Annotated in this window: 20 protein-coding genes; 9 read left to right on the plus strand and 11 right to left on the minus strand. The window is 35.0% G+C overall.

The genetic code is table 11. The annotated features are described in order from the left end of the window. Window positions 1-55: 55 nt before the first annotated feature. Window positions 56-2,032, plus strand: coding sequence for a fructose-specific PTS transporter subunit EIIC (locus HMPREF2706_RS03130; protein WP_064212224.1), 1,977 nt, complete (start codon window positions 56-58; stop codon window positions 2,030-2,032). A 13-nt stretch (window positions 2,033-2,045) separates the two neighbouring features. Continuing rightward, a complete protein-coding gene (manA, locus tag HMPREF2706_RS03135; protein WP_030062681.1) occupies window positions 2,046-2,981 on the plus strand; it encodes a mannose-6-phosphate isomerase, class I in 936 nt (311 codons plus the stop codon). A gap of 67 nt (window positions 2,982-3,048) precedes the next feature. Here manA and HMPREF2706_RS03140 read toward each other — a convergent pair whose 3' ends face one another. Beyond that, window positions 3,049-5,901 (minus strand): YhgE/Pip domain-containing protein, encoded by a 2,853-nt coding sequence (locus tag HMPREF2706_RS03140; protein ID WP_064212225.1) that lies wholly within the window; start codon window positions 5,899-5,901, stop codon window positions 3,049-3,051. Between the two features lie 292 nt (window positions 5,902-6,193). On the opposite strand from HMPREF2706_RS03140, the gene HMPREF2706_RS03145 reads away from it, so the two are divergent. Next, window positions 6,194-8,290, plus strand: a complete 2,097-nt coding sequence (locus tag HMPREF2706_RS03145; protein ID WP_030062683.1) for an amidase domain-containing protein — start codon at window positions 6,194-6,196, stop codon at window positions 8,288-8,290. A 165-nt stretch (window positions 8,291-8,455) separates the two neighbouring features. Here the strand turns inward: HMPREF2706_RS03145 and HMPREF2706_RS03150 are convergent, their stop codons facing one another. Continuing rightward, a complete protein-coding gene (locus HMPREF2706_RS03150; protein ID WP_030062684.1) occupies window positions 8,456-9,016 on the minus strand; it encodes a cysteine hydrolase family protein in 561 nt (186 codons plus the stop codon). Window positions 9,017-9,167: 151 nt separating this feature from the next. Continuing rightward, the gene (locus tag HMPREF2706_RS03155; protein WP_030062685.1) at window positions 9,168-11,132 is read right to left on the minus strand and encodes a Rad2 family DNA repair protein; all 1,965 of its coding nucleotides are present in this window, start codon (window positions 11,130-11,132) and stop codon (window positions 9,168-9,170) included. Between the two features lie 251 nt (window positions 11,133-11,383). Between HMPREF2706_RS03155 and HMPREF2706_RS03160 the strand changes: the two genes are divergently transcribed. Next, on the plus strand, window positions 11,384-11,812 hold the full coding sequence (locus HMPREF2706_RS03160) for an organic hydroperoxide resistance protein (protein WP_030062686.1): 429 nt from the start codon (window positions 11,384-11,386) through the stop codon (window positions 11,810-11,812). Between the two features lie 72 nt (window positions 11,813-11,884). Here HMPREF2706_RS03160 and HMPREF2706_RS03165 read toward each other — a convergent pair whose 3' ends face one another. Genes HMPREF2706_RS03165 through HMPREF2706_RS03180 form a run of 4 tightly spaced genes read right to left on the minus strand, consistent with a single transcriptional unit; the run spans window position 11,885 to window position 16,277 of the window. After that, entirely contained in the window at window positions 11,885-12,502 is a 618-nt protein-coding gene (locus HMPREF2706_RS03165; RefSeq protein ID WP_030062687.1) for a metallophosphoesterase, read from the minus strand. A gap of 35 nt (window positions 12,503-12,537) precedes the next feature. Then, window positions 12,538-14,187, minus strand: coding sequence for an ABC transporter permease (locus HMPREF2706_RS03170; protein ID WP_030062688.1), 1,650 nt, complete (start codon window positions 14,185-14,187; stop codon window positions 12,538-12,540). A gap of 1 nt (window position 14,188) precedes the next feature. Beyond that, the gene (locus HMPREF2706_RS03175) at window positions 14,189-15,229 is read right to left on the minus strand and encodes an ABC transporter substrate-binding protein (protein WP_030062689.1); all 1,041 of its coding nucleotides are present in this window, start codon (window positions 15,227-15,229) and stop codon (window positions 14,189-14,191) included. Then, window positions 15,213-16,277 (minus strand): ABC transporter ATP-binding protein, encoded by a 1,065-nt coding sequence (locus HMPREF2706_RS03180; RefSeq protein ID WP_030062690.1) that lies wholly within the window; start codon window positions 16,275-16,277, stop codon window positions 15,213-15,215. Before HMPREF2706_RS03180 ends, HMPREF2706_RS03175 begins: the two co-directional genes overlap by 17 nt. Before the next feature lie 137 nt (window positions 16,278-16,414). Here HMPREF2706_RS03180 and HMPREF2706_RS03185 point away from each other — a divergent pair, with 137 nt between their 5' ends. Beyond that, the gene (locus HMPREF2706_RS03185) at window positions 16,415-17,314 is read left to right on the plus strand and encodes a LysR family transcriptional regulator (protein WP_002436383.1); all 900 of its coding nucleotides are present in this window, start codon (window positions 16,415-16,417) and stop codon (window positions 17,312-17,314) included. 105 nt (window positions 17,315-17,419) lie between these two features. Here the strand turns inward: HMPREF2706_RS03185 and HMPREF2706_RS03190 are convergent, their stop codons facing one another. Next, window positions 17,420-18,217, minus strand: coding sequence for a hypothetical protein (locus HMPREF2706_RS03190; RefSeq protein ID WP_030062691.1), 798 nt, complete (start codon window positions 18,215-18,217; stop codon window positions 17,420-17,422). A gap of 272 nt (window positions 18,218-18,489) precedes the next feature. Here HMPREF2706_RS03190 and HMPREF2706_RS12205 point away from each other — a divergent pair, with 272 nt between their 5' ends. From HMPREF2706_RS12205 to HMPREF2706_RS03205, 4 genes are all read left to right on the plus strand, one after another. Next, window positions 18,490-18,666 carry a hypothetical protein gene (locus HMPREF2706_RS12205; RefSeq protein WP_162837220.1) on the plus strand — a complete coding sequence of 59 codons (177 nt, stop codon included), beginning with the start codon at window positions 18,490-18,492 and terminating at the stop codon, window positions 18,664-18,666. A gap of 225 nt (window positions 18,667-18,891) precedes the next feature. Beyond that, window positions 18,892-21,741, plus strand: coding sequence for an MMPL family transporter (locus tag HMPREF2706_RS03195; protein WP_064212226.1), 2,850 nt, complete (start codon window positions 18,892-18,894; stop codon window positions 21,739-21,741). A gap of 23 nt (window positions 21,742-21,764) precedes the next feature. Then, window positions 21,765-22,739 (plus strand): glycine betaine ABC transporter substrate-binding protein, encoded by a 975-nt coding sequence (locus HMPREF2706_RS03200; RefSeq protein ID WP_064212227.1) that lies wholly within the window; start codon window positions 21,765-21,767, stop codon window positions 22,737-22,739. A gap of 188 nt (window positions 22,740-22,927) precedes the next feature. After that, complete coding sequence (locus tag HMPREF2706_RS03205) at window positions 22,928-23,503, plus strand: TetR/AcrR family transcriptional regulator (protein ID WP_070862187.1); 576 nt, start codon at window positions 22,928-22,930, stop codon at window positions 23,501-23,503. A 77-nt stretch (window positions 23,504-23,580) separates the two neighbouring features. On the opposite strand, the gene HMPREF2706_RS03210 is transcribed toward HMPREF2706_RS03205, so the two are convergent. The 3 genes from HMPREF2706_RS03210 to HMPREF2706_RS03220 all read right to left on the minus strand — a co-directional run bounded on the left by HMPREF2706_RS03210 (window position 23,581) and on the right by HMPREF2706_RS03220 (window position 26,141). Beyond that, a complete protein-coding gene (locus HMPREF2706_RS03210) occupies window positions 23,581-24,267 on the minus strand; it encodes a type 1 glutamine amidotransferase domain-containing protein (protein ID WP_023350970.1) in 687 nt (228 codons plus the stop codon). Window positions 24,268-24,281: 14 nt separating this feature from the next. Continuing rightward, complete coding sequence (locus tag HMPREF2706_RS03215; RefSeq protein ID WP_037550690.1) at window positions 24,282-25,298, minus strand: NADP-dependent oxidoreductase; 1,017 nt, start codon at window positions 25,296-25,298, stop codon at window positions 24,282-24,284. Between the two features lie 156 nt (window positions 25,299-25,454). After that, entirely contained in the window at window positions 25,455-26,141 is a 687-nt protein-coding gene (locus HMPREF2706_RS03220) for a flavin reductase family protein (protein WP_002436367.1), read from the minus strand. Window positions 26,142-26,273: the final 132 nt, after the last annotated feature.

Raw genomic sequence — 26,273 nt, forward strand, 5'->3', positions numbered from 1 at the left:
CTTTTTTATATAGCATTGAATACGCTTACACTTTAAATAAAGGAGAGTGAAAGCGATGAAAATACTTGCTATAACATCATGTCCGAACGGTATCGCTCATACATATATGGCTCAAGAAAAGTTAGAACAAGCTGCTAAAGAAATGGGCGTAGATATCAAAGTAGAAACACAAGGCGGTGTAGGTGCTGAAAACATTTTAACTGCCAAAGAAATTAAAGAAGCAGACGGCATCATTATCGCTGCTGATAGACAAGTTGATCTTTCACGTTTTAATGGTAAACGCCTCATTAATGAGAACGTGCGTGAAGGTATCCATCATCCAAAACAATTAATTCAACGTATCATTGATCAAGACGCCCGTATCTATCATGGAAATGATTCAGAAACTCACAGCCACAATTCTGAAGAAGATAATGAACATAAAAGTGGCATGCAAATGGTCTATCAACACTTAATGAATGGTGTCTCTTTCATGGTGCCATTCATCGTTGTAGGTGGATTGCTGATGGCCATTGCTTTAACTATAGGTGGCGAAGCGACTTCTAAAGGCCTCGTCATTCCAGAGCATTCATTCTGGAAATCAATTGAAAATATTGGAAGCTTATCTTTTAAATTTATGGTTCCAATTCTAGCCGGTTATATTGCCGTAAGTATTGCTGATAAACCCGGACTTGTTCCAGGTATGATTGGTGGAGCTATCGCTGCTGACGGAAGTCTCTATGGCAGTACTGCAGGTGCTGGTTTCTTAGGTGGTATTGTTGCCGGTTTCTTAGCTGGTTATATCGCTAAATGGATTAAGCAAATTAAAGTTCCTAAAGCGATGGCACCGATTATGCCAATTATTATCATACCTATTATTTCTTCACTTATCGTAGGACTGATATTTATCTTTGTCATCGGTGCTCCGATTTCAAGTATCTTTGCTGCATTGACGACATGGTTAAAAGGTATGCAAGGCGCAAACATTATTATTCTAGCGTTGATTATCGGCGCTATGATTGCCTTCGATATGGGTGGTCCGATTAACAAAGTTGCCTTTCTCTTCGGTTCTGCATTAATTGCTGAAGGTAACTATGCAGTGATGGGAATGGTTGCTGTAGCAGTATGTACGCCTCCAATCGGTTTAGGCTTAGCCACATTTATTCAAAAACGTAAGTTTAATAAAGCTGAACAAGAAATGGGTAAAGCCTCATTTACAATGGGTCTCTTCGGTATCACTGAAGGTGCGATACCTTTCGCTGCCCAAGACCCACTTAGAACGATTCCAGCTAATATGATTGGTGCTATGGTAGCATCTGTCATCGCCGCGCTGGGAGGTGTTGGAGATAGAGTTGCCCACGGTGGTCCAGTTGTAGCAGTACTTGGCGGTATTGATAAGGTCCTTTGGTTCTTTATCGCTGTCATTATCGGTAGTTTAGTCACAATGATGACGGTTTTAATTTTCAAGAGACATACACCTGTGAATGAAGTGAATTCACACGAGACTGACCCTACCCTTGAAAATGATTCTACATCAGCAAACGATACAACAACACAAAGTAATGTAGCAACGACTGCTCCACAAAGTGAGCCTACAAATGAAAGTAAAGAACATGAAGTATTTGCCGAGAATATTATTGAAATATCAAATACTGAACTTACGCGTGACAATGCGATTGATACGCTTATTTCTAAATTAAATGAACATCACTATATCTCTAATGTTGAAGAAGTTAAAGAAGCTATTCATAAGCGAGAAGCAGAGTCAACTACTGCCATTGGTATGAATGTGGCGATTCCTCATGCGAAATCAAGTGCAGTCAATCAACCTGCCGTAGCTGTTATGCAAAATAGAAAAGGCATTCAGTGGGAAAGCCTTGATGGTTCATTACCGCAATTGGTCTTCCTTATCGCTGTGCCAAATGACAGTAATGATACGCATTTAAGATTATTGCAACGCTTATCAAAAGCTTTAATGCATGATGATACAAGAGACAACCTCGTGCATGCTCAAGATAAAAATGAAATTTACAACATTTTAAAAGAGATATAAAGGAGTGTAAGATATGGTATTGTTTCTTAAGCCTGTATTTCAAGAGCGCATTTGGGGTGGCAATGCTTTAACTCAGTTTGGTTACGATATTCCAAGTGATCAAACTGGCGAATGTTGGGCTATTTCAGCACATCAGAACGGACCTAATGTCATTGAAAATGGCAAACATCAAGGTAAGACGTTAGATGAGGTATGGGAAGAAGATCGTGCGTTATTCGATAACGATTCTAGAACACACTTCCCGCTTCTAACTAAAATTCTAGACGCTCATGATCAACTTTCAGTACAGGTTCATCCTAATGATGACTATGCACTTAAACATGAAGGTGAATATGGTAAGACAGAGTGTTGGTATATTCTTGATGCAGAACCTGGCTCAGAAATCATCTATGGTGTAGAAGCACAAACAAAAGAAGAATTAGAACAACTCATTGATAATAAAGACTTCGACCATTTATTTACTCATGTTCCAGTTCAACCTGGCGACTTCTATTATGTTCCTGCTGGTACAGTACATGCGATAGGTTCAGGCATCCTCATCTTAGAGACACAGCAATCTTCTGATACCACATATCGTATTTATGATTACGATAGAAAAGATAAAAATGGCAACACACGTGAATTACATTTAGAACAAAGTAAAGAGGTTATCGATATTTCTAATCGACAGCCGAATACTTCTCCACATACTAAAGAGATTGATGGTAACACTTATACGCAATTTGTGTCGAATACGTTCTTCACAGTAGAGAAATGGGATGTTTCTGAACATCTAACTTTAACGAAACCTCATCCGTATTGCTTAGTATCAGTCATTGAAGGTGATGGTCAATTAACAGTTGATGACGAAACATTCACTGTTCAAAAAGGTACGCATTTTATTTTAACAACAGAAGATAAAGCAATTCAGTTTAATGGACACATGGATCTAATTATAAGCCATCCTTAAATAAGCATTGCTTATAACTAAAATAATCCCTCGAATTGAATCTTACAATTCGAGGGATTTTAGTATATTATTCAGTTACTTTACTTTCTGCTGCACGTTTAGCAATTTTACGCATAATTGGATCCATCACAGGTTTCATACATATACCGAATATAATAAATCCGAGGCCGAACAATGTGAGTACGACAACTTTAGTAATTAATATTTCAGGTACAATACCACCTACAGTTTCACGTAAGGCGTCAATGGCATAAGTGAAAGGCAGATATGGTGAAATGGTTTGGAAGAACTGTGGTGTCGTTTGAATTGGGAATGTTCCTCCACCCCCTGCGATTTGTAATACGAGCAAGATAATCGCTACAGCTTTACCTGGATTACCTAACATGGACACGCATGTATAGATGATTGAGTTAAATACGAGTGAACTAAATACAGCGATGGTTACGAATAAGACTGGTGATTCCACCGCCGCTTTAAGTATCACTAGGTCACCTATCGACACGATAAGTGCTTGAATGATACCTAAGAGGAAGAAGAAACCAGCTTTACCCATATAGATTTGTCGTGCTGTTAATATAGGTCGCAAATGTTCATGTTTGTTATCTACTGAAAGTAAACTTACCATTAATAAGCCACCTACCCATATTGATAACGCTGTATAGAATGGTGTCATTCCTGAACCATAATCTTTCACTGGGAAGACATCCGTAGTCTTTTTATTAATTGGATTTGCAATTGTGTCTGCTTGCTTTTTCAAATCATTCTTTAATGTGTCTATAAGTTTATCGATAGCATCATCTTTGTCTAGTTTCTTGAAGACTTTATCTGCTTTTTTAAGATCCTTCTCAACGTCTGGCAATTTATTCTGTGCGAAGTCAGCTAGTGAAGCTAAACCTTCTTTCGCGCGTGGTTGATTCTCATTTAATAAATTAACAGCGTTGTCATATCGATTAAATAATGCCGGTAAATTTTGGTTTACTGATTGAGTGACATTGGCTAATTCTTGTTCCAATTGTGGTAAGTCATTGCGCACGAAACTAGCGGCTTGTGCAACATCTTTCTTCACAGTTGGGAAGTAAGCTTGAGCAGTTTTCATGGCATTGATGTAAGTTTGTTCAATACCAGGTAAAGTGCTTTGTATTGTATCAATACGTTCTTTACCATCACTTAAGATATCTTGACCTGCATTAATCACTTGGTTGATTGAGTTCAATTTCGATTGAATTGTAGATAAAGTATTCTGACCTTTATTTAATTGATCTGTAATTTCGTTTGAAACAGCTAATAAATTTTTGTTTAGTTCATTTTTAATATATGAACGGAAGTTATCAAGATTATCACTCAGTTTTGGCAGTCCACGAAGTACTTTTACTGCTTCAGACTGGCCTGAACTACCATTTGATAAAGCATCAATTAATTGATTAGTTGTTCGTAAACTATCATTAATTTGGTTATTCGCCTTTTTAATATGTTTAATTTCTGATGATAAATCTACATCTTCACTTTTCTCTAGTTCTGAAAGAATATCGACCATTTGTTGATTATATTTAGTAGCATTTTCCAATCGAGATTTAATATTCTCAAGTGGTTCTTTAAATTGTGTAGGTTTATCTGATGCGATAATACCATATGCCATGTTCTTCAACGCTTTAATATCTTGTTGAGTGGCTTGAGCTTGTTTGTCTGTCTGATTTGATAATGATAATAACGATTCTGCTAAGGCGGTGTTCATTGATTTAATGTCGTTTTGTGTTAAATCTGAATCATTGTTAGATGAATCACCCATCGTACTCATTTGACTGGTCTTTATATTAGAGTAACTATGCCCTAAATCTTTATGGCTTTGGGTAGCACTTTGTTGCTGTGTCGTTGTCTGATTGTTTAAATCTTTATTCACAGCACCATTCACTTCTTGTGCTCTACCGGCAGCTTCTTGATAGTCTTTCACACGCTGCTTCGCTTGAGTTAAATATCCTTGTGCGTCGTTTAATTGACTACTTGCTGCATCAATGCCTTCACTAGCAATGTCTACACCTTTATTAATCTTAGGAAATTGTGCTGGCACATCATTCGAAGCTACATTGAGTAGTCGTTCGATATTCGGCATATAATCATTAAGTGCTAGGATGAGTTTCGCCTTCTCATTTAAAGCGGGAACAGCGGAATTGACTGCATTGAGTTTATCTTGAGCATCAGTAATATTAGCCTTATATTTACCTAAATCTCTAAATTTATTCGCATATTGATCTAACTCGTCTTGATGATTGTTAAGATAAATAACTTTGTCAGCGAAGTCGTTTATCTTAGGTAATGCATCATTCGCTTGATATACCGCATTTTTAATCTTATTGATTGTCGGCACATTGTCTTCTAATGTTAGACCGACTTTATTTGCTTCAGTTAACAATGCTTTCGTAACTGTTTTATTAAATTGCTCATTGGCTTTCTCTACAACGAGCGATGAACCTGTATCTGTCAGTTTCGCTGCTACGGCATTAATTTTTTGGTTCACTTTGAAATTAACGTCTGCTTTTTGCGGATGCTTTCTTAAGGTGCCAGTAACTTGATGTGTAAACTTACTTGGTATGTATATACCGGCATAGTACTTACCCATCTTAATTTCATGGTCTGCTTTTTCTCTGCTAACAAATTGCCAATCGAAACTGTCATTGTTCTTTAACGATTTGACCATTGTATCGCCGACGTTAATTTTTTTACCTCGAACTTTGTCACCACTGTCTTCATTTACTACTGCTACTTTAATATGGCCTGTATTACCATACGGATCCCACATCGCCCATAAATTGAACCATGCATAGAACGAAGGTAGAATAGCTAGACCTGCTAAGATCACCCAAACACCCGGCGTTTTCGCTACCCTCTTCAAATCCGTGATAAAGAGTTTTAGTGCGTTCTTCATATTCACACTCCTATTGAGAAGGTCTTTAATATTCATTCTTTATAATAACTCTATTTTTATTTTTGAAAATGACTCCCCCATCATTACTTGATCATTGAGGAGATACTTCTATTATTTTATAAAATTTCTAGGAAAGTAATTTATTTTTACAAGTAAGATTTGTATAATAAATGTATTAAGGCGCATTACGTTTCGTTGATAGATATCAACAATATAAGTCATAAGTTAAATTATACCAAATTCTCAATTATTATCACACCAAAATTAAACTTTTCGAGGGAGAAAAAATGTGATGTCGAAAAACAAATTGTTAATTTATTTACTATCAACTACGTTGGTATTTCCAACATTCACTACCCCTACGGCCGTTGCGAAAGATAATACAGATGACATGAATCAACAAACAAAGGTAACTCATAAAAGTTCACAGTCGAAAGAAGATAAACAAGAGCAAACTGATAGCAATCAACGTGCGCACCAAGCTGAAAAAGCTTCTTCTGAGAAATCTCCTTCTAAAGAGAACGGTAAATCTTCTAAAACGCATAAAAAAGATAATGATGTTAAAGCGGATAAAAACAAAGCATCCAATCAGTCAGATCAGAATTCTAACCAGCCGCATCAAACTACAACAGCAGTTACTGATCAAAATAAGCAAAAAAATACAAATTTAGTTGACCAATTTTACCATAACGTTGCTCAAAGTCAGTCTCATATGAACGACCTGTTAAAACCTGATAAATATGATGATAGCTTTAGTTTAACTACATTAATTCAAAATCTTTTTAACTTTGATTCTAATATTTCAAATTATGAACAGTCAGACGATCATACAAGTCAATCACCTTCCACTTCAAATAGAGATGATTCTACTGATAGTGATAACAATGATTCTAAAGAGGTAACATCGAATAAAAATACTAATTCAGACATTCCTTCTGAAGGAAGTCATTCCTCTCATTCTGAAGATCAATCACATCAAAGTAGTACATCATCTTCTAAAGCAGAAACAGATGATTCAAAGGTGAGTGACGCATTATCTCAATGGGAACAAGACGATGATAAAAATACTTCCCAGTCACAAGGTCAATCGTCTCAACAAGATGAATCTAAACAGTCATCAAATCAAACGCATCAATCATCTTCTAATCAAACAACATCACATTCATCAAGTGACAACAACCACTCAAGCGTATCTGATTCAGCACTAGATACCATTCTTGATGAATACAGTGAAGATGCTAAGAAGACCCAATCTAATTATGAGCAGAAATCTAAACATCAGAAGAACACATCGCAGTCTTCTCAAAATAATAATCCGCAACTACCTACAGAGAATGAATTGAAACATAAATCTAAACCGGTTCAATCGTTTGAGAATGATATTAAAAAATCTAATACGCGTTCAACAAGTTTATTCCAACAAGTACCACAAATTGAAGATGGCAAAGTGTCAGACGATAACTTTAATGTGGTAGACAGCCAAGATACTCGTAAATTTATTAAATCGATTGCTAAAGATGCACATAAAATTGGCCAAAAAGAAAAGATTTATGCCTCTGTTATGATGGCTCAAGCTATCTTGGAATCTGACTCAGGTAAAAGTAGTCTAGCTCAATCACCTAACTATAATTTATTCGGTGTTAAAGGCAGTTATAATGGGGAATCTGTGAACTTCAATACACTAGAGGCTGGTAGCGATAACCAAATGTTTAGTATAAACGCTGGATTCCGTAAATATCCTAATTTGAAATCTTCACTCCAAGATTATGCTGACTTAATTAAAAATGGTATTGAAGGCAATCCTACAATTTATAAACCTACTTGGAAGAGCGAAGCATTAACATATAAAGAGGCAACGTCACACTTATCACATTCTTATGCGACAGATCCGAATTATGCTAAAAAGTTAAATAGTATCATTAAACATTACAATTTAACTGCATTTGATAAAAAACGTATGCCAAATCTGAAAAAATATACTCAATCAATTGGAACAGAAACTTCAGGAAGTGATTTCAAACCATTTGTTGAAGCTAGTGGATCTTCTCCATATCCACAAGGACAATGTACGTGGTATGTTTATCAACGTATGCAACAATATGACTCATCTATTTCTGGTGATTTAGGTGATGCACACAATTGGAACAATCACGCTGAAAGAGAAGGTTACACTGTAACACAGTCACCTAAAAACCATACTGCTGTTGTCTTCGAAGCTGGCCAACTTGGTGCAGATACACAATATGGTCATGTTGGTTTCGTTGAAAAAGTCAACGACGATGGTTCAATTGTGATTTCAGAATCTAATGTTAAAGGTCTTGGCGTTATTTCATACAGAACCATTGATGCAGAAGATGCCAATGATTTAGATTATATTCAAGGAAAATAATAAGAGTTACTCAAGATAGCATGTCTCTTCATAGAGCTTGCTATCTTTTTTATTTTCCAGGAAATAGTTGAGTTTGATGTGTATTTAAAATAATCCCTCCATAAACAATGTTTACGGAGGGATTGCTCAATTTGTATTTCATCGTTATATAAGGATGTTACTTTACTATAAATGGTTTCTCCATGATTCGACTGATTCTATTTCGCATGAACGATTTAAAATTTGTTCTATTATGAAATCATGCTTATCATCTGAACGATCTCCCACAGCATCTTCTAAAACTGTGATTTGATAATCTTTATCTGCAGCTTCAAGTGCGGTACTTAGCACCACTCCACTTGTCGAAATACCTGTTAAAACAAGGTGATTAATTTGATTCGCATTCAAGAAGACCTCTAAACCACTACCTGTAAACGCACTAAAACGTCGTTTAGTCATGATTGGTTCATCCTCTGCAGGTTCTAATTCCTCAAGAATTTGTGCAAACGCATCATCCTCTGTCATGGATATACCGCGTTGTTTAAAACTTGAGAACACACGATTATGAGGTGAAACGTCTGCAAAGTTTTTCTCTAATGCAACACGCATAAAGACTACCGGAATTTGGTGTGCGCGTGCTGCTTCTATTGCACGTTGATTTGCTTTAATTAAACTATTAATTTGTGGCACATTATTTGCGATACCTTTTTGCATATCCATCACTAATAGAGCTGTTTGATTTGTCATAGTCATACTCCTTTAACTCTTTTTTCATGAACAGTTTCTACATTATAACGATATGAGATACTCATTCTCCAATTATTTATATTTATTTCCATTGAAAAGTCACCCAAACATTTTAACAATTTTAAGACGTCCGGGTGACTAAATTTATTAATTATGATGCATGATGTTTCTTACGGCGACTTACCCAAATCAACGTGCTTCCAATCACTAAAGCAATGATTGCAAATGGTAAAACACTCAATTTAAGAACTTTACCTGCAGCTGGTAAAGAGATATTGCCGTCGTCATTTAATATTCCACTCAATAAGCCATCACCTGAACCTAATGATAAATTGTTCTCTGGGGATGGTGTATCCATATTACCAATACCATCTAGTATAGAATCTTTAGAGTTTAAATTATCTAATATACCTGATCCATTTGTTAAACCTGCGAGTTGGTTTAATATATCAGCGAGTTGACTACTGTTGTGATGATTACCATGGATTCTATCAAGTAATGATGGGCGATCTTTTATTGGTGATAAAATATAATTTAAATCACCTTTAGCTCGTTTAACACGATTTTGAAGTTGCAATAAGTCATTTGCTTTACCATTTAAAGCGGATTGTATCAGTTGTAACGCATCTGTTTTATCATTTTGAATACGTGTAATGACACTTGCTAAAATTTTCGCTTTATCTTGATTCAATCGTGTCGCTAATATCGTTTCGATTGCTTCTTTTTTATTTTTAGCATTATTTAATACGCCATTTAAAATATCATCTGCTGTTGCGTGACCATTTTTATCAAAATAGTGTTTTAATTGATCAACAATTTGAGATTGACTAAAGTGACCATTGGCTAATTTCTTTGCTATTTGAGAAGCTTCATTGTTTCCTAGTCGCGTAGATAATAGTTCTTTAATCAATTTTTCTTTATTATGTGATTGATCCAACATTGATTTAAGAATATCATCACTTGAAGTAGTGGCAACGCCATCAATCTGCTTCGCGATTTGATTAGCAATGTCTTTATCAGATTGACCTTTAATTTTAATGTTTTTCAATGCACGTTGAGCTTCATTGTTACTCATGATGCTATGAAGTATATTTTCAGTGGTCTTAGCTTTATCTTTATCATTTTTAAGTTGATTTAATATCGCGTTTTGTTGTCCATCAAGTTTTTGATGCGCTCGATCAATTTCACGTTTTAATTTTTGCTTATTATCGTCGGATAAATGGTTATCTTCCTTAACTTTGCTTTCTAAAGCACCTAAATCATTCAATTTACGACTTAGATAGTTCTCATTATTATCATTTTGTCGTGATTGTCTCTGTGCAAGCGCATGTGTGATTTTATCACTACCTTGTAAGTCCTTAGTGATTTTTCCAATCGTATCCTCAGCATTATCCCTATTTTGATTAGCTTCTGATTTTAGTGTTGCTATATCATGCTCAATTTGATTTTGACGCTCTTTGTTATCAGATTGATTTGAAGTCTTTTTATCACTTTGACTCGTACTAGAACTTTCATTTGAGCGGAGAGAATCCACATCATCTTTGATAGAGTCTAATTTCTTGAAAATGGTCGTATCATTCGCCTGTGCTTTAGTATCATTGTCTTTAGCTTCTGTATTCTGTGTATCTTCTTTATGAATAGCGTCTTTATTGGGATGGTCTTCATTTACACCATTGTTTTGTTGATAGTTATCAACATTATTAGAAATGGCATCCAAATCTTCTAAAAATTGATCTAACTCCTTAGACGCTTTTGAATTGTTGTTACTATCATTAGAGACCGTTGAATTTACTAACTTTTCATTATGTTGTCTCGCATCTTCAATAATAGCATCTATTTTAGAGTCATCTTTGGCACGATCTATACGAGTTTGATAATCTTTGATATCTTCTTTTGATAAGTCTTTTAAGTGATTTAATTTATCTTTAGCTTCTTTAATGTGTTTACTTAAAGAATGATTTTGATCTTGCGATTGTGTCATCGTACGAGATGTCTCTGTAGAATCTGCGTGTGTATTGTGGGTAAATCCATAACCAATGATTGTCCCGCTGACAAGTAGTGCTGTACATGAGATTTTTAAATATCCGCTAAGTTGGTGTACACGTGTTCTCTTCATATATTTACTCTCCTTCTATAGATTTCCCAATTACTCAATTCAATGCCATTATATACCATTTTACATAAAGATACACTTATCATTTTTATTACACTCTTTTAGATTTCTGTAGATTATTTAAAAATAATATTAAATATAAAATCACATTTCTTGTAAGTTTGACTTAAATGGTATTATACTTCGTTATAACCTTGATTAGTTAAACAAAATATCTAATCAAGCGTAATCAAATAAGGTAAGGAGTTCTCAAAATGGCAAAACCTTTATATACTACGACAATGATTTCAAATGGTGGCCGTGATGGTCGCGTATTTAGCCCTGATAATACATTCGTTCAAAATCTAGCCACACCTAAAGAAATGGGTGGTCAAGGTGGTAATGACACGAACCCTGAACAATTATTTGCTGCTGGATATAGTGCATGCTTTAACAGTGCTTTATCATTAATTTTATCTCAAAACAAAGTAAACGATGCTAACCCAGAAGTAGAAATCACTATTGAATTAATTAAAGATGACACTGACAATGGCTTTAAACTTGCGGCAGATATCAAAGTAACACTTGAAAATATCTCACAAGAAGACGCTGAAAAATATGTAGAACAAGCTCATCAATTCTGTCCTTATTCTAAAGCAACACGAGGTAACATCGACGTGCAATTAGAAGTAACAGCACAATAAAAAATACGGTAAAGCCAAGCCATTAAAAAATCCCCTTACTATCACCAGTAGTAAGGGGATTCTTTGTTTATCCTACTTTAATTTAACGCGACGCTCTTGAATTTTAGCATCATCATCAGAAACCTTCACAGAATATTGTTTCTGCGATGTTAAATCTAGTAATGTTAAGTATTGATTATGACCTGCGCCAGTATCAATATCTATGACACGAGGTTCAATATGAATGTGATCTTTCTTATATCCTAATCTATAATTCGGCACATGACCGTGAACAATAACTTTATTTTTAGGTAAGAAGTGGTTTAAATTTTCTGGAGCATGGCCTGTAACAACTGCTCTTGATTGTTTGCGCATCGACTTACTTGTATCAATTCCTGCATGTACAAAAATATATTGACCAATGACTTTATAATATGGAAGTTCGTTGATAAATTGATGCCACTGTATCGCTGGTTTGTCTTTACGTTCGAGCCATCTTAATTCATGATTCCCCACTAACGCGATAGCCCCGTCGTTTACTAATTGTTTTACAAATTTTAATGTCCCCACTGAATCTGGACCATTATTGACATAGTCTCCGATAAGTACTAGTTGGTCATCTTTTGCATCATAGTGAGCTGCTTTCAGCAATCGCGCTAGAGACTTACCATGCCCATGAATGTCCGATACTGCTAATAATCTTTTAGGCATCTGTGCATCACGCTCCTCTCACTACTACTGAACTCTTAAAGCTTTTTCTTTCTTTGATACGTTTCTAATATGAATAAAATGATTGAAGTAATACCTATAGACATTATTGCCATTGCCATACCTTGGGCAGAATCTCCTTGCTCAAATTGACGGTAAATAAACGTTGAAGATGTATCCGTATTAGGTGGTCTCAACATTAACGAAGCAACTAATTCTCTCATAGATATGCAAAATATAAGTATCCATCCAGAAATAATGCCTGGTCTTAACAAAGGAAATGTAATTGTTCTGAACAATGTCCATCCTTTACTACCTGAAATCTGAGCTGCTTCAATAAGATTTTTACTTAAACGTTGATCAACCGTTCTTATGTTTTGAACAGCGTATGGAATATAAAGCACTGTGTAAGCAACGACTAATATTCCGATTGTATTATAAACCGGTAAGGGATTATGTTTATTATTCCAGAAAAGGATTAGCCCAATAACCACAATAATACCAGGTACTGTGTTTGGTAATAAACTTGAAAAGTCAATCACCCGACCTAAAGAATTACGTCTTCGTGTGATTAATACAACCCATAGACCAATTAAACTTGCTAACGTAGCCGAAATAGTAGCTAACATGATGCTATTAAATAAAGCTATGCCACCATTACCCGATAATACATTAACAAAGTTTTGCAAAGTAAAGTTACTTAGATGAAATCCTGACGATAACTGTTTCATAAAGGCATTCATAAAGATACTTGCATAAGGTAAAACGATAGTAACGATAATTTCACAAATAATAAATACATAACATAATATATTCCACTTACTGCGAGAATGAACTTTCACTTTATGTCCTTTTCCAGCATTAGAACTTAAGTGATTTCGCGATTGAAACCATTGTTGAAATGCCCATACTGTCATACTCACAGCTAATAATAAAGTAGATAATAACGCTGCTCTTTGAAAATCAATCGGCCATATAGAAGCACTATGATGAATTTCTGAGGTTAATACCTGAAAGCCTATTCTGTTTCCCATTGTGACTGGTGTACCAAATTCTCCGATTGTTTTAACGAAAATAAGCAATGCTCCCATACTATATCCTGATGCAAAAAGTGGCGCTATAATTTTACGAAAACGATAAAAGAATGTACCTCCGTAAATTTCAGCTACTTCTTCTTGTGATTGATGAATTGTCATGAGTGCATTTTTCAAAATAATATATAAAAATGGTGTCAAGTGGCAACTCATGATCAACACCATCCCAAAAAAGCTAAAGAAATATGGTGTCACACGTGAGAAAATGGGGCTGAGTTGTTCCAACAGCCCATTTCTCTGCATTGTTAGCATCCATCCCATTGATCCGATATAAGGTGGTGTCATAAATGGAATCATAATAACAAGATCTAACCATTGATGTTTAGAAAGTGACGTCTTTGTCATAATATAGCTCAGTGGTAGTGCAATGATTGTGCATAATATGACGACTGAAATACCTAAAATAACTGAGTTCCATAATATTTTAAGGTGGTAAGGTTGACCTAGTTGTTGGATGTGTTCCCCAAATGTGCCATCCTCACTAGACACAAACCCTTTAAAAAGTATTAAACATAAGGGCAAGATGATGAGGAGGAACAACACAATGACTGCTAGTACTTGGTTCACACGATAGAATGAAGAATGATGTCGCATATTATCTCATCAATTCCGTGAACTTTTTCAATACTTTTTCACTCTTATCACTTAAATGATTCCAATCATATTTATACTCTTTGATATCTTTAAGTTTAGCTTTACCTTTTTTCTTCTCTGCTGTTTTGTCTGCTGGAATTAAATAGTGATCATCCACTTGCTTTTGGCCTTTAGAACTAGTGACATAGTTCATATATTTTTTAGCTAACTCTTTATGTTTTGATGATTTTAGAATAAATGCTGGACGCGGTGAAATCGCTGTCCCTGATTTAGGATATTTGATGTCTACCGGTTCACCTTTTGCTTTCGCTGCATATACCATGTAGTCTACACCACCATATACAACATCATTGTCACCTTTAATCACTGATTCTAATGCAGGTTTATTCGCACCAGCAAGTTTCATGCCATTTTGCTTCAATGCTTTATATTCATCCCAAGCTTTACTTCCTTCGTTATTCACTTTAATAGATAATAAATCTAATGCCGTACCAGATTCTGAAGGATCAGGAATGGCAATTTTATTTTTAAATTTAGATTGAGTTAAGTCTTTGACGTCTTTAGGTGGATTTTTAACGTTTTTAGTATTGTAAGATAAACCTAATGCACTGCCACTAAATCCATAATAGTATCCGTCTTTATCTATCCAATCTTTATATAATTTTTTATGATTTTTAACTTTATAAGGTTCAATTAACCCTTTCTTCTTATAATCTAATGCTGCAGGTAGTGATGCGAGTTGAACTACATCTGCTTTAGGATTATCTTTTTCAGCTTCTAAGCGACCAAGAATTTCTCCAGTAGTTCCTTGGAAAACTTGTACTTTTTTACCTGTTTGTTTTTCGAATTGTTTGACCATATCATTAACTAAATTATCTGGTCCTGCTGCATATAAAACGAGTTTATCTTTACTATTTCCGTCATTTGAACTCGATTTAGAACTATTACTCCCTTTGTCGCCATTCTCTGGTTTATTTTGACATGCTGCTAATAAAACTACCGTTGCAATTAAGATTACGATATATTTAGTGAACTGCTTCATGTTTAGTTTCCCCCATTTTTATAAAGTAATTTTCAGGAATATCAAAGGTTAAATTGACCGTCTCATTCTCTTGAAAATAGTTACTATCGTAAAACATAATCGAGACACCATGCGATGATGCTGTATATTGATAACGTTCACCTGTGAAGCTCACTGTCTCAATGACAGCGGGTGTCGCTTTCGAATGAGTTGCTTCTTCTATATGTACGTGTTCTGGGCGAATTAATACGCCATATTTCCCCTCTTTAGTTTGGATAGAATGATTAAGTTGAAAACCTTCATTCGTGCTTAAAACTTGATTATGACTCACGCCTTCTAAAAATGTCCCCTTCCCAATAAATGTGGCAACTTCCTTGTTCTTAGGATGTTGATACAATGTTTCAGGCGTTCCATATTGAACGATACTTCCATTCGACATGACTGCAATATAATCTGACATACTCATAGCTTCATATTGATCGTGTGTGACGAATATAGCGGTCATGTCATATGTTTTAATTAATCTTTGAATTAATAACTGCATATCTTCCCTTAAACTTGCATCTAAAGCCGATAATGGTTCGTCCATCAATATCAGTTTGGATTGTGAAATAATTGCTCTGGCTAATGACACACGTTGTTGTTGGCCACCTGAAAGTTGATGAATCGCTTTATCATAGTGTTCTTCCAAGTGTACCTCTTTCAGTGCTTGCATCACACGTGTTTTTAAATCTTTCGTATCTTTATTTACCTTCAATGGATACGCAACATTTTGGAAAACAGTCATGTGTGGCCATAGTGCGAAATCTTGAAAGACCATCCCTAAGTCTCTCTCAGCCGGTGATACATATGTATGTTGGTTAGAATCATAATAAGTGCGCTCATCATGATTTATACTTCCAGAATCTGGTGTTTCTAAACCGGCAATTAATCGTAACAACGTGGTCTTACCACATCCTGAGGCCCCTAGGAGCGATACAAATTTACCACTCTCAATCGTTAAATTAATATCTTGAATCACAGTCCTTGAACCAAATGATTTTTTAATATTTTTAAGTTCTAAAACCACATCCTCACCTCTTTCAATTACTACTATAGAAAAAGATTGTTAATAATTATTAAACAGAATGTTAACGCTAACTCAAAAAATTATATGTAATATGTATAAATGTATAGAGAAAATTTATATTTGGGAGGTGACATGCTTTGAATACAAAGCAGATGATGATATTTAAGCAGTTTGTTGAATTTCAAAATGAAAATGCGGTAGCTGAATCAATGAATATTACTCAACCGACCGTGACATTTCATTTAAAAAATTTAAATAAATATTATGGTATTCCTTTATATTACAAAAAAGGAAAGCATTTTAAATTAACTGAAGCTGGGGAATTGTTATATCGAAATACAACTAAATTATTAAATTTAATGCAGGAAACAAATGATGTCATGTCAGACTTCAAAGCTTCTAAGCGAGGAACTTTAAAAATTGGTGCAAGCCATGCGCCTGTTTACCACATTTTGCCAGAAGCCTTTAAAAGTTATATGAATAATCATCCAAATATACAAATTGATTTAACAGTAGATACAGCGCCTCATATCATTGATAAATTGAGAAGTAGAGAAATTGAGTTAGCTGTCATTTCTGAAAATGCCTTTTACGAGAATGATTTAAAGGTAAAACGTTTTATGGAAAATGAATTAATGATAGCTATGGACAAAGAACATCCACTAGCTCATAAAGAAGCGTTAACTATGAAGGATTTAGAATACTATGATTTTGTTATACATAGTGGAGGATCTACCAGAGAAAGTATTGATGAGTGGCGTCGTGATAATTTAGTACAACTTCGTGCACGTATGCAATCGAATAGTTTGAGTAGTATTTTAGAAACGATTAAACATTCTCATTATTTAAGTTTAATTAGTCATAGTGCAATTCAACATCGTCAAGACATCGTAAGTAAAAAGCTACCTAATGGACCCAGACCTCGATACATATCAATAGTTTACCGTGATGATATGTATTTAACTCCAGTTATACAGAATTTTATCTCACTCATATACAATGTAAATTTCGGGGAAGCTCCAAATCAACGTACGTAGATAACGTAAAATAAAAAGCAGGAAGTGTTTGAAACACAAAGTAGAAATTGAACCTAACTTTGTCTCAACTCACTTCCCTACTTTCATGGAAGTAACATTTAATTCTTAGTAATTTTCAAATATCAGATTGGTTTTAAGTTGATCTTTCTTCTCATGAATTCCTAATTGATCTAACCTCTTAATGATAGCACTTTGAACTTTTTTCGCTTCCGCTTCATTGGTAACTTTAGAGGAGATTTCTACAACATTTTGATCTTTAATATCCCAGTTTTCGATCTTCACTTCATTACCATCAATATGACCTTTATGTCGTTCAAAATGGACCGGTCCAATTAAATGAGGTTGTTTGATTTTATCTAATGCATCACTATAAGGTTGTTCAGCATGAGTCTTTAAAATCTTTAAACTATCTTGAGCATTAGGCATAGCTAAACTTCCTGAACCTAGTTTTTCTTTTGCTTCTTTTGTCACGCTTAATGTTTCTTTACCTTCACCATATTCTACTTCGTACTCATCTCCATTATAGCCATCTGCTTTTGCTTGTTGAATGGCGCTAGACACATCATGATTAGAAATAGCATATCTCTTTTTATACTGCAGTTTATGTTTACTATCATCTTCAGATTTGCGTATACGATAAGTGACGTTGTTTTGATAATTCGTACGGTTGGCATCATCTAAATATTGAACTTGAAAGTCTTCATCTTTGTCTTCTGAACCTAAATCTTCTAAGACACTGTGCTTAATATGGCGATTGTCTTTTACTATTTTATGACTATCTGCATATACTTTAACTTCATATTGATCTGGTTGATTTGTCTCAGCTTGCGCATTATGCGTTACTCCGCTACCAAGTAAAATTGCTGTTGTAACCATTCCAACTTTAATTAATGAACTTGTCATTCGCTCCCACCTCCACTTTCAACATAAACGATGTTTATGTAGCAAACATGACATTAAAATAAATAGATAATAAATTTTTATAAAGTTTTTGAATATATACTTTTATAAAGTTTATATTCTCACTACTATATTTCACAGTTTGTTAAAAATATTCTCCTATCACATTAGATATTTCAAGATTAAAAGGGAATATGAAAGTAACTTCATAATCTATTTCTTCATTATATATATCCGGAACTAGGCGACAACGAGATACTGTAGGAGGACGATGTATGTTAACAACTTCCATTATTTTTATGATAATTGGTCTATTACTTATTTTAGTGAGTAGAATCGTGTCTAAAGCTGAATCATTTGATTTAAGAGAGAAAATTTATGTACCAGGTTTGTGCTTACTCTTAATAGGAACGCTTTGTTTAATTGGGCATTTTGTTAATGCTTCACTCTAAATATCTTATTGCTTAATCATTTTCTAAAAAAGTAACAACAATTCTGACTATCTGTTGCATTTTTCAACGTCTTACTCAAATTAGTGGTGTTTAGAGCGTTGGGAAATTGTTAAATTAGTATATGTAACTTACAAGCACCTTAATTTTAATGCCTCCAAATCGCGTTAAAATTATTAAGAATTCCATGCTCTGTTGCAAAATAATATACAAATAGGAGGAAATGTCTTGGCAAAACTTTTATACAAATTGGGCAAATTCATTGCTAAGAACAAATGGGTGAGTATCCTTGCATGGTTAATCGTTCTAGGCGTTATTATCACCCCGCTAATGATTAACTCACCTAAGTTTGATGATGACATCACAATGAATGGTCTAAAATCATTAGATACAAATGATAAAATCACTAAAGAATTTCATCAGGATAGTCAAAAAGCCTCGATGAAGATTGTCTTCCATTCCGATAAGAAGAATGGTATTACAGACAAAGATACTAAGAAAGATATTGAAAAAGCACTTGATAATATCAAACAAGATGATGATTACGTACAAAACGTAAGTAACCCTTATGATTCTCATCAAGTTAATGATGATAAAGATACTGCAATCGCAACAGTTAACTATGTCGTTAACCAAACAGCGTTGCAAGATTCTTCTAAGAAAATTATCGATAGAGAATTAGATGATGTAAAAGCAGATCATAATCTTAAAATTGAGCAAACTCAAGGTGGCTCAATGAATTCTGAAGTAGGTGGTTCTTCAGAACTTGTAGGTATTGTCACTGCCTTCATCATTCTACTGATTACATTCGGCTCATTAATTGCAGCTGGTATGCCAATTGTCAGTGCACTCATCGGACTAGGCTCCAGTGTTGGAATCATCGCTCTATTAACATTTATATTCGATATTCCAAACTTCACACTGACTCTAGCTGTAATGATAGGTTTAGCCGTTGGAATAGACTACTCTCTATTTATACTCTTTAGATATAAGGAAGTTCGTAAACGCGGTCTAGAGCCTGTCGAAGCTATTGCGACAGCAGTTGGTACTGCAGGTAGTGCCGTTATCTTCGCCGGTGTGACCGTAATGATTGCAGTTTGTGGTTTATCACTAGTTGGCATTGATTTCTTAGCTATTATGGGATTCGCATCAGCAATTAGTGTATTATTCGCTGTCCTTGCTGCGTTAACACTCTTACCTGCACTTATTAGCGTGTTCCATAAACGTATTAAGATTAAAGATAAACCTGAAAAGAATAAAGATCCTAAAAATCATCCATGGGCTAAATTTGTTGTAGGTAAACCAATTATTGCTATTATTATTAGTTTACTTATCTTAATTGCAGCTGCCCTTCCAGTGAGTGGTATGCGTTTAGGTATCCCTGACGATAGTCTTAAAGCTAACAATACATCAGCACACAAAGCTTATAACTTAATTACTGATAACTTTGGTGCCGGTTATAATGGTCAAATCGTTATGTTAGTAAACACGAAAGACGGCGGAAGCAAGAAAGATATTCAACAAGATCTAAATAATATTAGAGATGATATTAAGGATATGGATAATGTAGATAAAGTGGCATCACCACAATTGAATGATAATAATCACTATGCATTGATTTCTATCATTCCTGAAGATGGTCCAAATGCACAGTCTACAAATAATTTAGTTTATGATTTACGTGATTATAATAAAACTGCTAAGGAGAAATATGACTTTAATACAGAGATTTCAGGACAAAGTGTAATTAACATTGATATGTCAGAAAAACTTAATGAAGCTATCCCAGTATTTGCTGGCGTTATTGTACTCTTAGCATTTGTGCTACTAGTATTTGTATTCCGTTCAATCCTAGTACCATTAAAAGCTGTACTCGGCTTCGTATTATCACTACTAGCAACACTTGGATTTACGACACTCGTGATGCAAGATGGCTTCTTAGGTAGCCTATTCGGTGTAGAAAATACGGGTCCTTTATTAGCATTCCTACCAGTCATCACCATTGGCTTACTCTTCGGACTTGCCATTGACTATGAACTCTTCTTAATGACACGTGTACATGAAGAGTATAGTAAAACGGGTGACAACGATCATTCTATCCGTGTAGGTATCAAAGAAAGTGGTCCAGTCATCGTTGCAGCAGCACTCATTATGTTCAGTGTGTTTATCTCCTTTGTCTTCCAAGAAGATTCAGCGATTAAATCCATGGGTATTTCACTCGCATTCGGCGTTCTTTTCGATGCATTCGTTGTACGCATGACTTTAATTCCAGCACTTACTAAATTATTTGGTAAAGGTTCTTGGTATATCCCTAAATGGTTAGGCGGTATCTTACCTAAGATTGATATCGAAGGTAAAGCTTTAGAAGAAGGTCATTCAAACACGAATACTTCTACGAATGAAGCACATCGCTATAACCGTCGTAATCGTGATGAAGACATTTATTATGATGACCAAGAATATACACGTCGTCATGGTCAGGCTTATGACAAACGTGATGCACATGATGAGAGACATAGACGTTATGATGACCGCGAGCGCTATTTCAATCGTGATCGCTATGGCAATAATGATAAAGAGGACTATCCTCGCTACGTTCGTCTAGATGATGACCGTCGTGGCTATGGGGAAGATCATTTTCCGGAAAATGACTCACAATATCGTAGATCACAATATAGACAAGATGAGAGAGAATCAAATGTAGATGAACCATCTCGTCAACGACGTGAGCATGTAGATTATGAATCTCTCTACACACAACAAGGTAATCATTACCGTAGTGAAGGCGAAAGAAACAGATATGAACGTCAACCTCATCGTGAGGAAAGATATGATGACCCTCAATCTCGATACGAGGATGGCCGATACGAAGAACGTCATTATAGAGATCATGCGCAACGTTCTGATAGTGAGTCTCGTACAACTGATTTATTTAAACAATTGTCTCGCGAAACTAACGATCAAGATATGTTATTTAACGCATTAATGTTATATGCACGTGAAAATAACAAAGATTTATATGATGACTATGCGCGTCGTGCACCTCGCAGACATGATAATGAAGATGAGAGAGAGTAAAATCACAAAGGAGGAAACGCCGAATGTTCAAGAAAAGTAGTTTCAAAGTTTTAGGACTACTTGCCACACTCGCCTTAGCAATTGTGCTAAGTGCGTGTGGTAATGGTGGCAATGGATCATCGAGTGGCGGAAATACGTCACTAGGTAAGAAAGATGTTAATATCCCTTATATTGCAAGCGATAATTCTACACCACGTTCATTAGTTATTGCGGAAGTCCTTAAAAAAGCTGGATACAATGTTACTACTACGCCAGTACAAGCGAGTGGTCCATTATATGCGTCAGTATCTCAAGACTCTGACTCATTCCACGCATCAGGTATCTTCCCTTCAACAGATAAAAGCTTTTACAATAAATTTAAAAGTAATTTAACTGTTTATGATAAGAAGAATTTAGTTGATAATGTTAAAGTTGGCTTAGCTGTTCCTAAGTATGAACAGGATATTGATTCAATTTCAGACTTAAATAGCAAGAAATCTACTACTAGTAGTAATACTGGCAATAGTAGTAACAGCTTTGGTAAATCTGTCGATTGGACAATACAAGGTACAGATGCTAGAAATGGTGTTATGAAACAAACTAAAAGTGAATTAGATAATGGTCAATTAGACAAATATAGTCTTAAAGAGTCATCTGACCAAGATCAATTTAAAACGATTCAAAAAGCTTATAAACAACAAAAACCTATCGTCTTTACTGCTATGGAACCAAGTTGGTTCTCTAAGGAACTTGATATTAAAATGTTGAAAGATCCTGAGAAGATTTACGGTAAAGATGATGAACATATTAACCTAGTGTTTAATAAAAATTTCAAAGATGATCATCCTGCTGCATATACGATTGCAACACGTATTTCCGATAATTGGAGCAAAGATGATGAAGAAAAATTAGCGAAAAAAATCTTCAAAGATAATAAAAACCCTGAAGACGTTGCTAAAGATTATGTAGATAATCATGATACTAAAGTCGATAAATGGTTAAAAGGTATTGATCACTAACTAAAAATCGATAGTATCATTAACCCCTTCACATTGAATGACAGTGAAGGGGTTTTTCTTTGTTCACTTATCTTAAAATGATAATCATCAGGAGTTATATTTGGTAAAAACACGCTACTTATGATAAATTAACGTATATTCTAAGTCATGAAGTATCCTTTGAGAAGAAATATAGAGGAGAAATGTGTATGCCTACATCAACGCAAAAACGTATGATTCGACATATCAATAAAACTGTTTTTGAACTGTTATATGATTATCACTTTGATGAAATTACTGTACAAAAGATATGTGAAGTAGCTGAAATTAATCGCAGTACCTTTTATCGTTATTTTCAAGATAAATATGACCTACTCTATTCATTACCTCCGTATATGACAGGCGAAATCATGGGTGATCCAAATACAGAGCACTCTATTGATACCGCTGAGTCATTTAAAGCGTTTATTTATTATATAGAACAACATAAAACTGTTTTCAAACACTTGCTCGTATCTTCAAGGCAAGTAGATGTATTTAGAAGTCTGACACATGCAAGTCGCGAAATGATGTTGTATGGTTCAAAAAATAATCACAACGAACCACTAGCACTTAAAATTCGAGAAAGTAAGCACCCTGAAATTTTAGCTGACTTCTATAGTAGTGGCGTCATAGAAGTTTTAAGACGCTGGGTTGAAAATGATTACAATTATTCTGTTGATGAAATCTTTGAAACATTAAATGCAACACTAGAAAGTTCTCTAAACGGTTGTAAAAATTCATAAATGAATAAATTTTAAAAAAGCACGTATCTCCTACTTACCTGCTCACAAAAGTAAAAGATACGTGCTTTTGATTTAATTTAGGATAAGAGTTGTTTTTTAACTGCTTCAGCAACTTGTGATGGAGACTGAGGGTTTTGTCCTGTAATGATTCGATCGTCGACTTCAAGTGTAGATGTAAAAGGCACACGTCCGAAATGATAGCTGGCACCACGGTGTTTGATTTCATTTTGTAAATGAAATGGAATCATTGTATCTCGTTTAGCTAGTACTTCTTCAACATTTGAAAAACCAGTCACATTTTTATTCTGTAGGAGAAATGTGCCTCCTGCATCTTTAACGTTTAGCAACGCAGCAACACCATGACAGACTGCTGACACAATACCACCTTGCTCATATATCGTGTTCACTGCACTTTGTATAAATTTATTTTCCGGGAAATCATACATGACACCGTGACCCCCAGTGAAATATACAGCATCATATTTATCAGGTTGAGCTTCGCTGATAGGTTGAGAATATTTCAACATATCCATGAAATGCTCATTGTTATAATATGCCTTTGTAGTATTGTCTAACATAAATGGACTAAGGCTCACTGGGTCAATAGGTGTATTGCCTCCTGTGATGTTGAATAAATCAATATCTACATTCGTATCTTTGAAAGCATCATAGAAATGAACAAGTTCACTTAGCCAAAGACCCGTGGGCGTTTCCGTATTACCGAAGTACTCTGTACTTGTATTAACAATCATTATTTTCTTCATTTGTTTCACCTCTTTTATTCATCTTCCATCTTCACAATAATTTTACCTTTAGCTCTGCCGCTCTCAGAGTATTCTAAAGCTTTTTGTGTTTCTTTAAAGTCATATACTTTACCAATAATAGGTTTAATTTTTCCAACTTCAATGAGTTCTGTGATTTCTCTTAATTGTTGACCACTTGGATGCATAAACAGGAATTCATATTGAACATCGTATTTTTTAGCTAAACGTTGATATTTATATGAAGCTGCTTTGAGTATGCCACGTTTAAAGATACTTTTATCTAATTTTCGTGCATTACGTTCAGTTGGCAGTCCTGAAATGGACGCGATGATGCCTTGTGGCTTAAGAATTTGGAACGATTTCTCGAGGTTCTCTCCTCCAAGCGTATCAAATACACCGTCGAAGTCTTTGAGTACCTCTGAGAAGTCTTGTTCTTTATAATTAATAAATTCATCTGGATTGAGTGACTCAATGAGTTCTTTACCACTATCGCTTCCCGTTGTTGCAACATAGAGTCCTTTAGCTTTCGCGTATTGGATTGCAAAACTTCCAACACCGCCAGATCCAGCTTGAATAAGTACTTTGTCCCCTGGTTGCGCTTGAATAACTTCATTGATTGCCTGATACGCTGTTAAGCCCACTAAAGGTATACTCGCCGCTTCTTCATACGATAATCCTTTAGGCATTGGCGCGATTTCTTCTGCATTAACTGAAATATATTCAGCAAATGTACCAATTTTAGATTTTCGTGGACGACCATAAACTTTGTCCCCTACCTTAAATTGAGTGACTTTGTCTCCTACTTCATACACTTCACCAGCAAAGTCATTGCCTAAAATGAGTGGAAATTGATATGTTAATAACATTTTAAGCCCACCATCACGAATTTTAAAATCGATGGGATTAATGCTTGCTGCTTTAATTTTTACACGAACTTCGTAAGGACTCATACTTGGTAATGGCATTCTTTCAAGTGATACAGGTCCTTTACCATAATGATGGATGACCATTGCTTGCATATCTGTTTTCATCTTTTTCGCCCCTCTTTAAATGTAAATTTCATTTAATTCCTAAAAGATTGTGCGTCTGATAAATTTAAGTTTCATCAAGTGTAAAGTGCATTTGTATTCATTACAAGAAAAATGCATGCCACTCCTGAGAGCGTCATGCATCCTAATATTTTAAATTTACTCTTCCGTTTTATTATCAAAATTTCGGCCTTCTAATCCAGCTAATTCTTCTTTAGTAGCAGCTGGTGCTTTCATCTCAAAGATTTCGTCCACTACTGTATAGTCATAATATCCTAAACGTGCGATAGGTCGAATGGATTGAATGTCTAATTTACCATTATCGAGAATGACTTTGTCATCGATATGGACTTGTGCCACACGTCCTATAACAATATCCACAGTTGATACAGGATCACCTGTTGGTATACGTACTGTCTGAACATATTCACATTCAAAGTGTATTGGTGATTCTTTAACTCTATATCCAGGCGCTTCAATACATTCTTCTTTTGTAACTCCGGCGAATTCAAATTCATCTTCTTCAGGTGGTAAAGCCTTCGAAGAAAGATTAACCGCTTCACGTAAGTCATATGTAGCCATATTCCATACAAACCAACCTGTTTCTTCAGCGTTCTTTACTGTATCTTTCCGTTCATGATTACCTAATACAGATTGATTAGCTGCGAACATAACCATCGGTGGATCCCATGTTAAATTTTGATATTGACTATAAGGTGCTAAATTATCTTCACCATCTTTAGATACTGTCGAAATCCAACCGATAGGTCTTGGTACGGTACTACTTTTAAATGGGTCATGCGGTAACCCGTGACTTCTCGTGCCTTGCTTTGGAGAATAATTCAATTGACTCCACCCCAATTGTTTTAATGTTGTTATATTCAGACTACATGACATTGTCGCTTAACGTCTAATATTAAAAAATGATTTATCTATAGCTTCATACTATAAACAAATCATTTTCTTATACTCTATAAC

This window comes from Staphylococcus sp. HMSC067F07 (assembly GCF_001837405.1).
GTDB lineage: Bacteria > Bacillota > Bacilli > Staphylococcales > Staphylococcaceae > Staphylococcus > Staphylococcus capitis.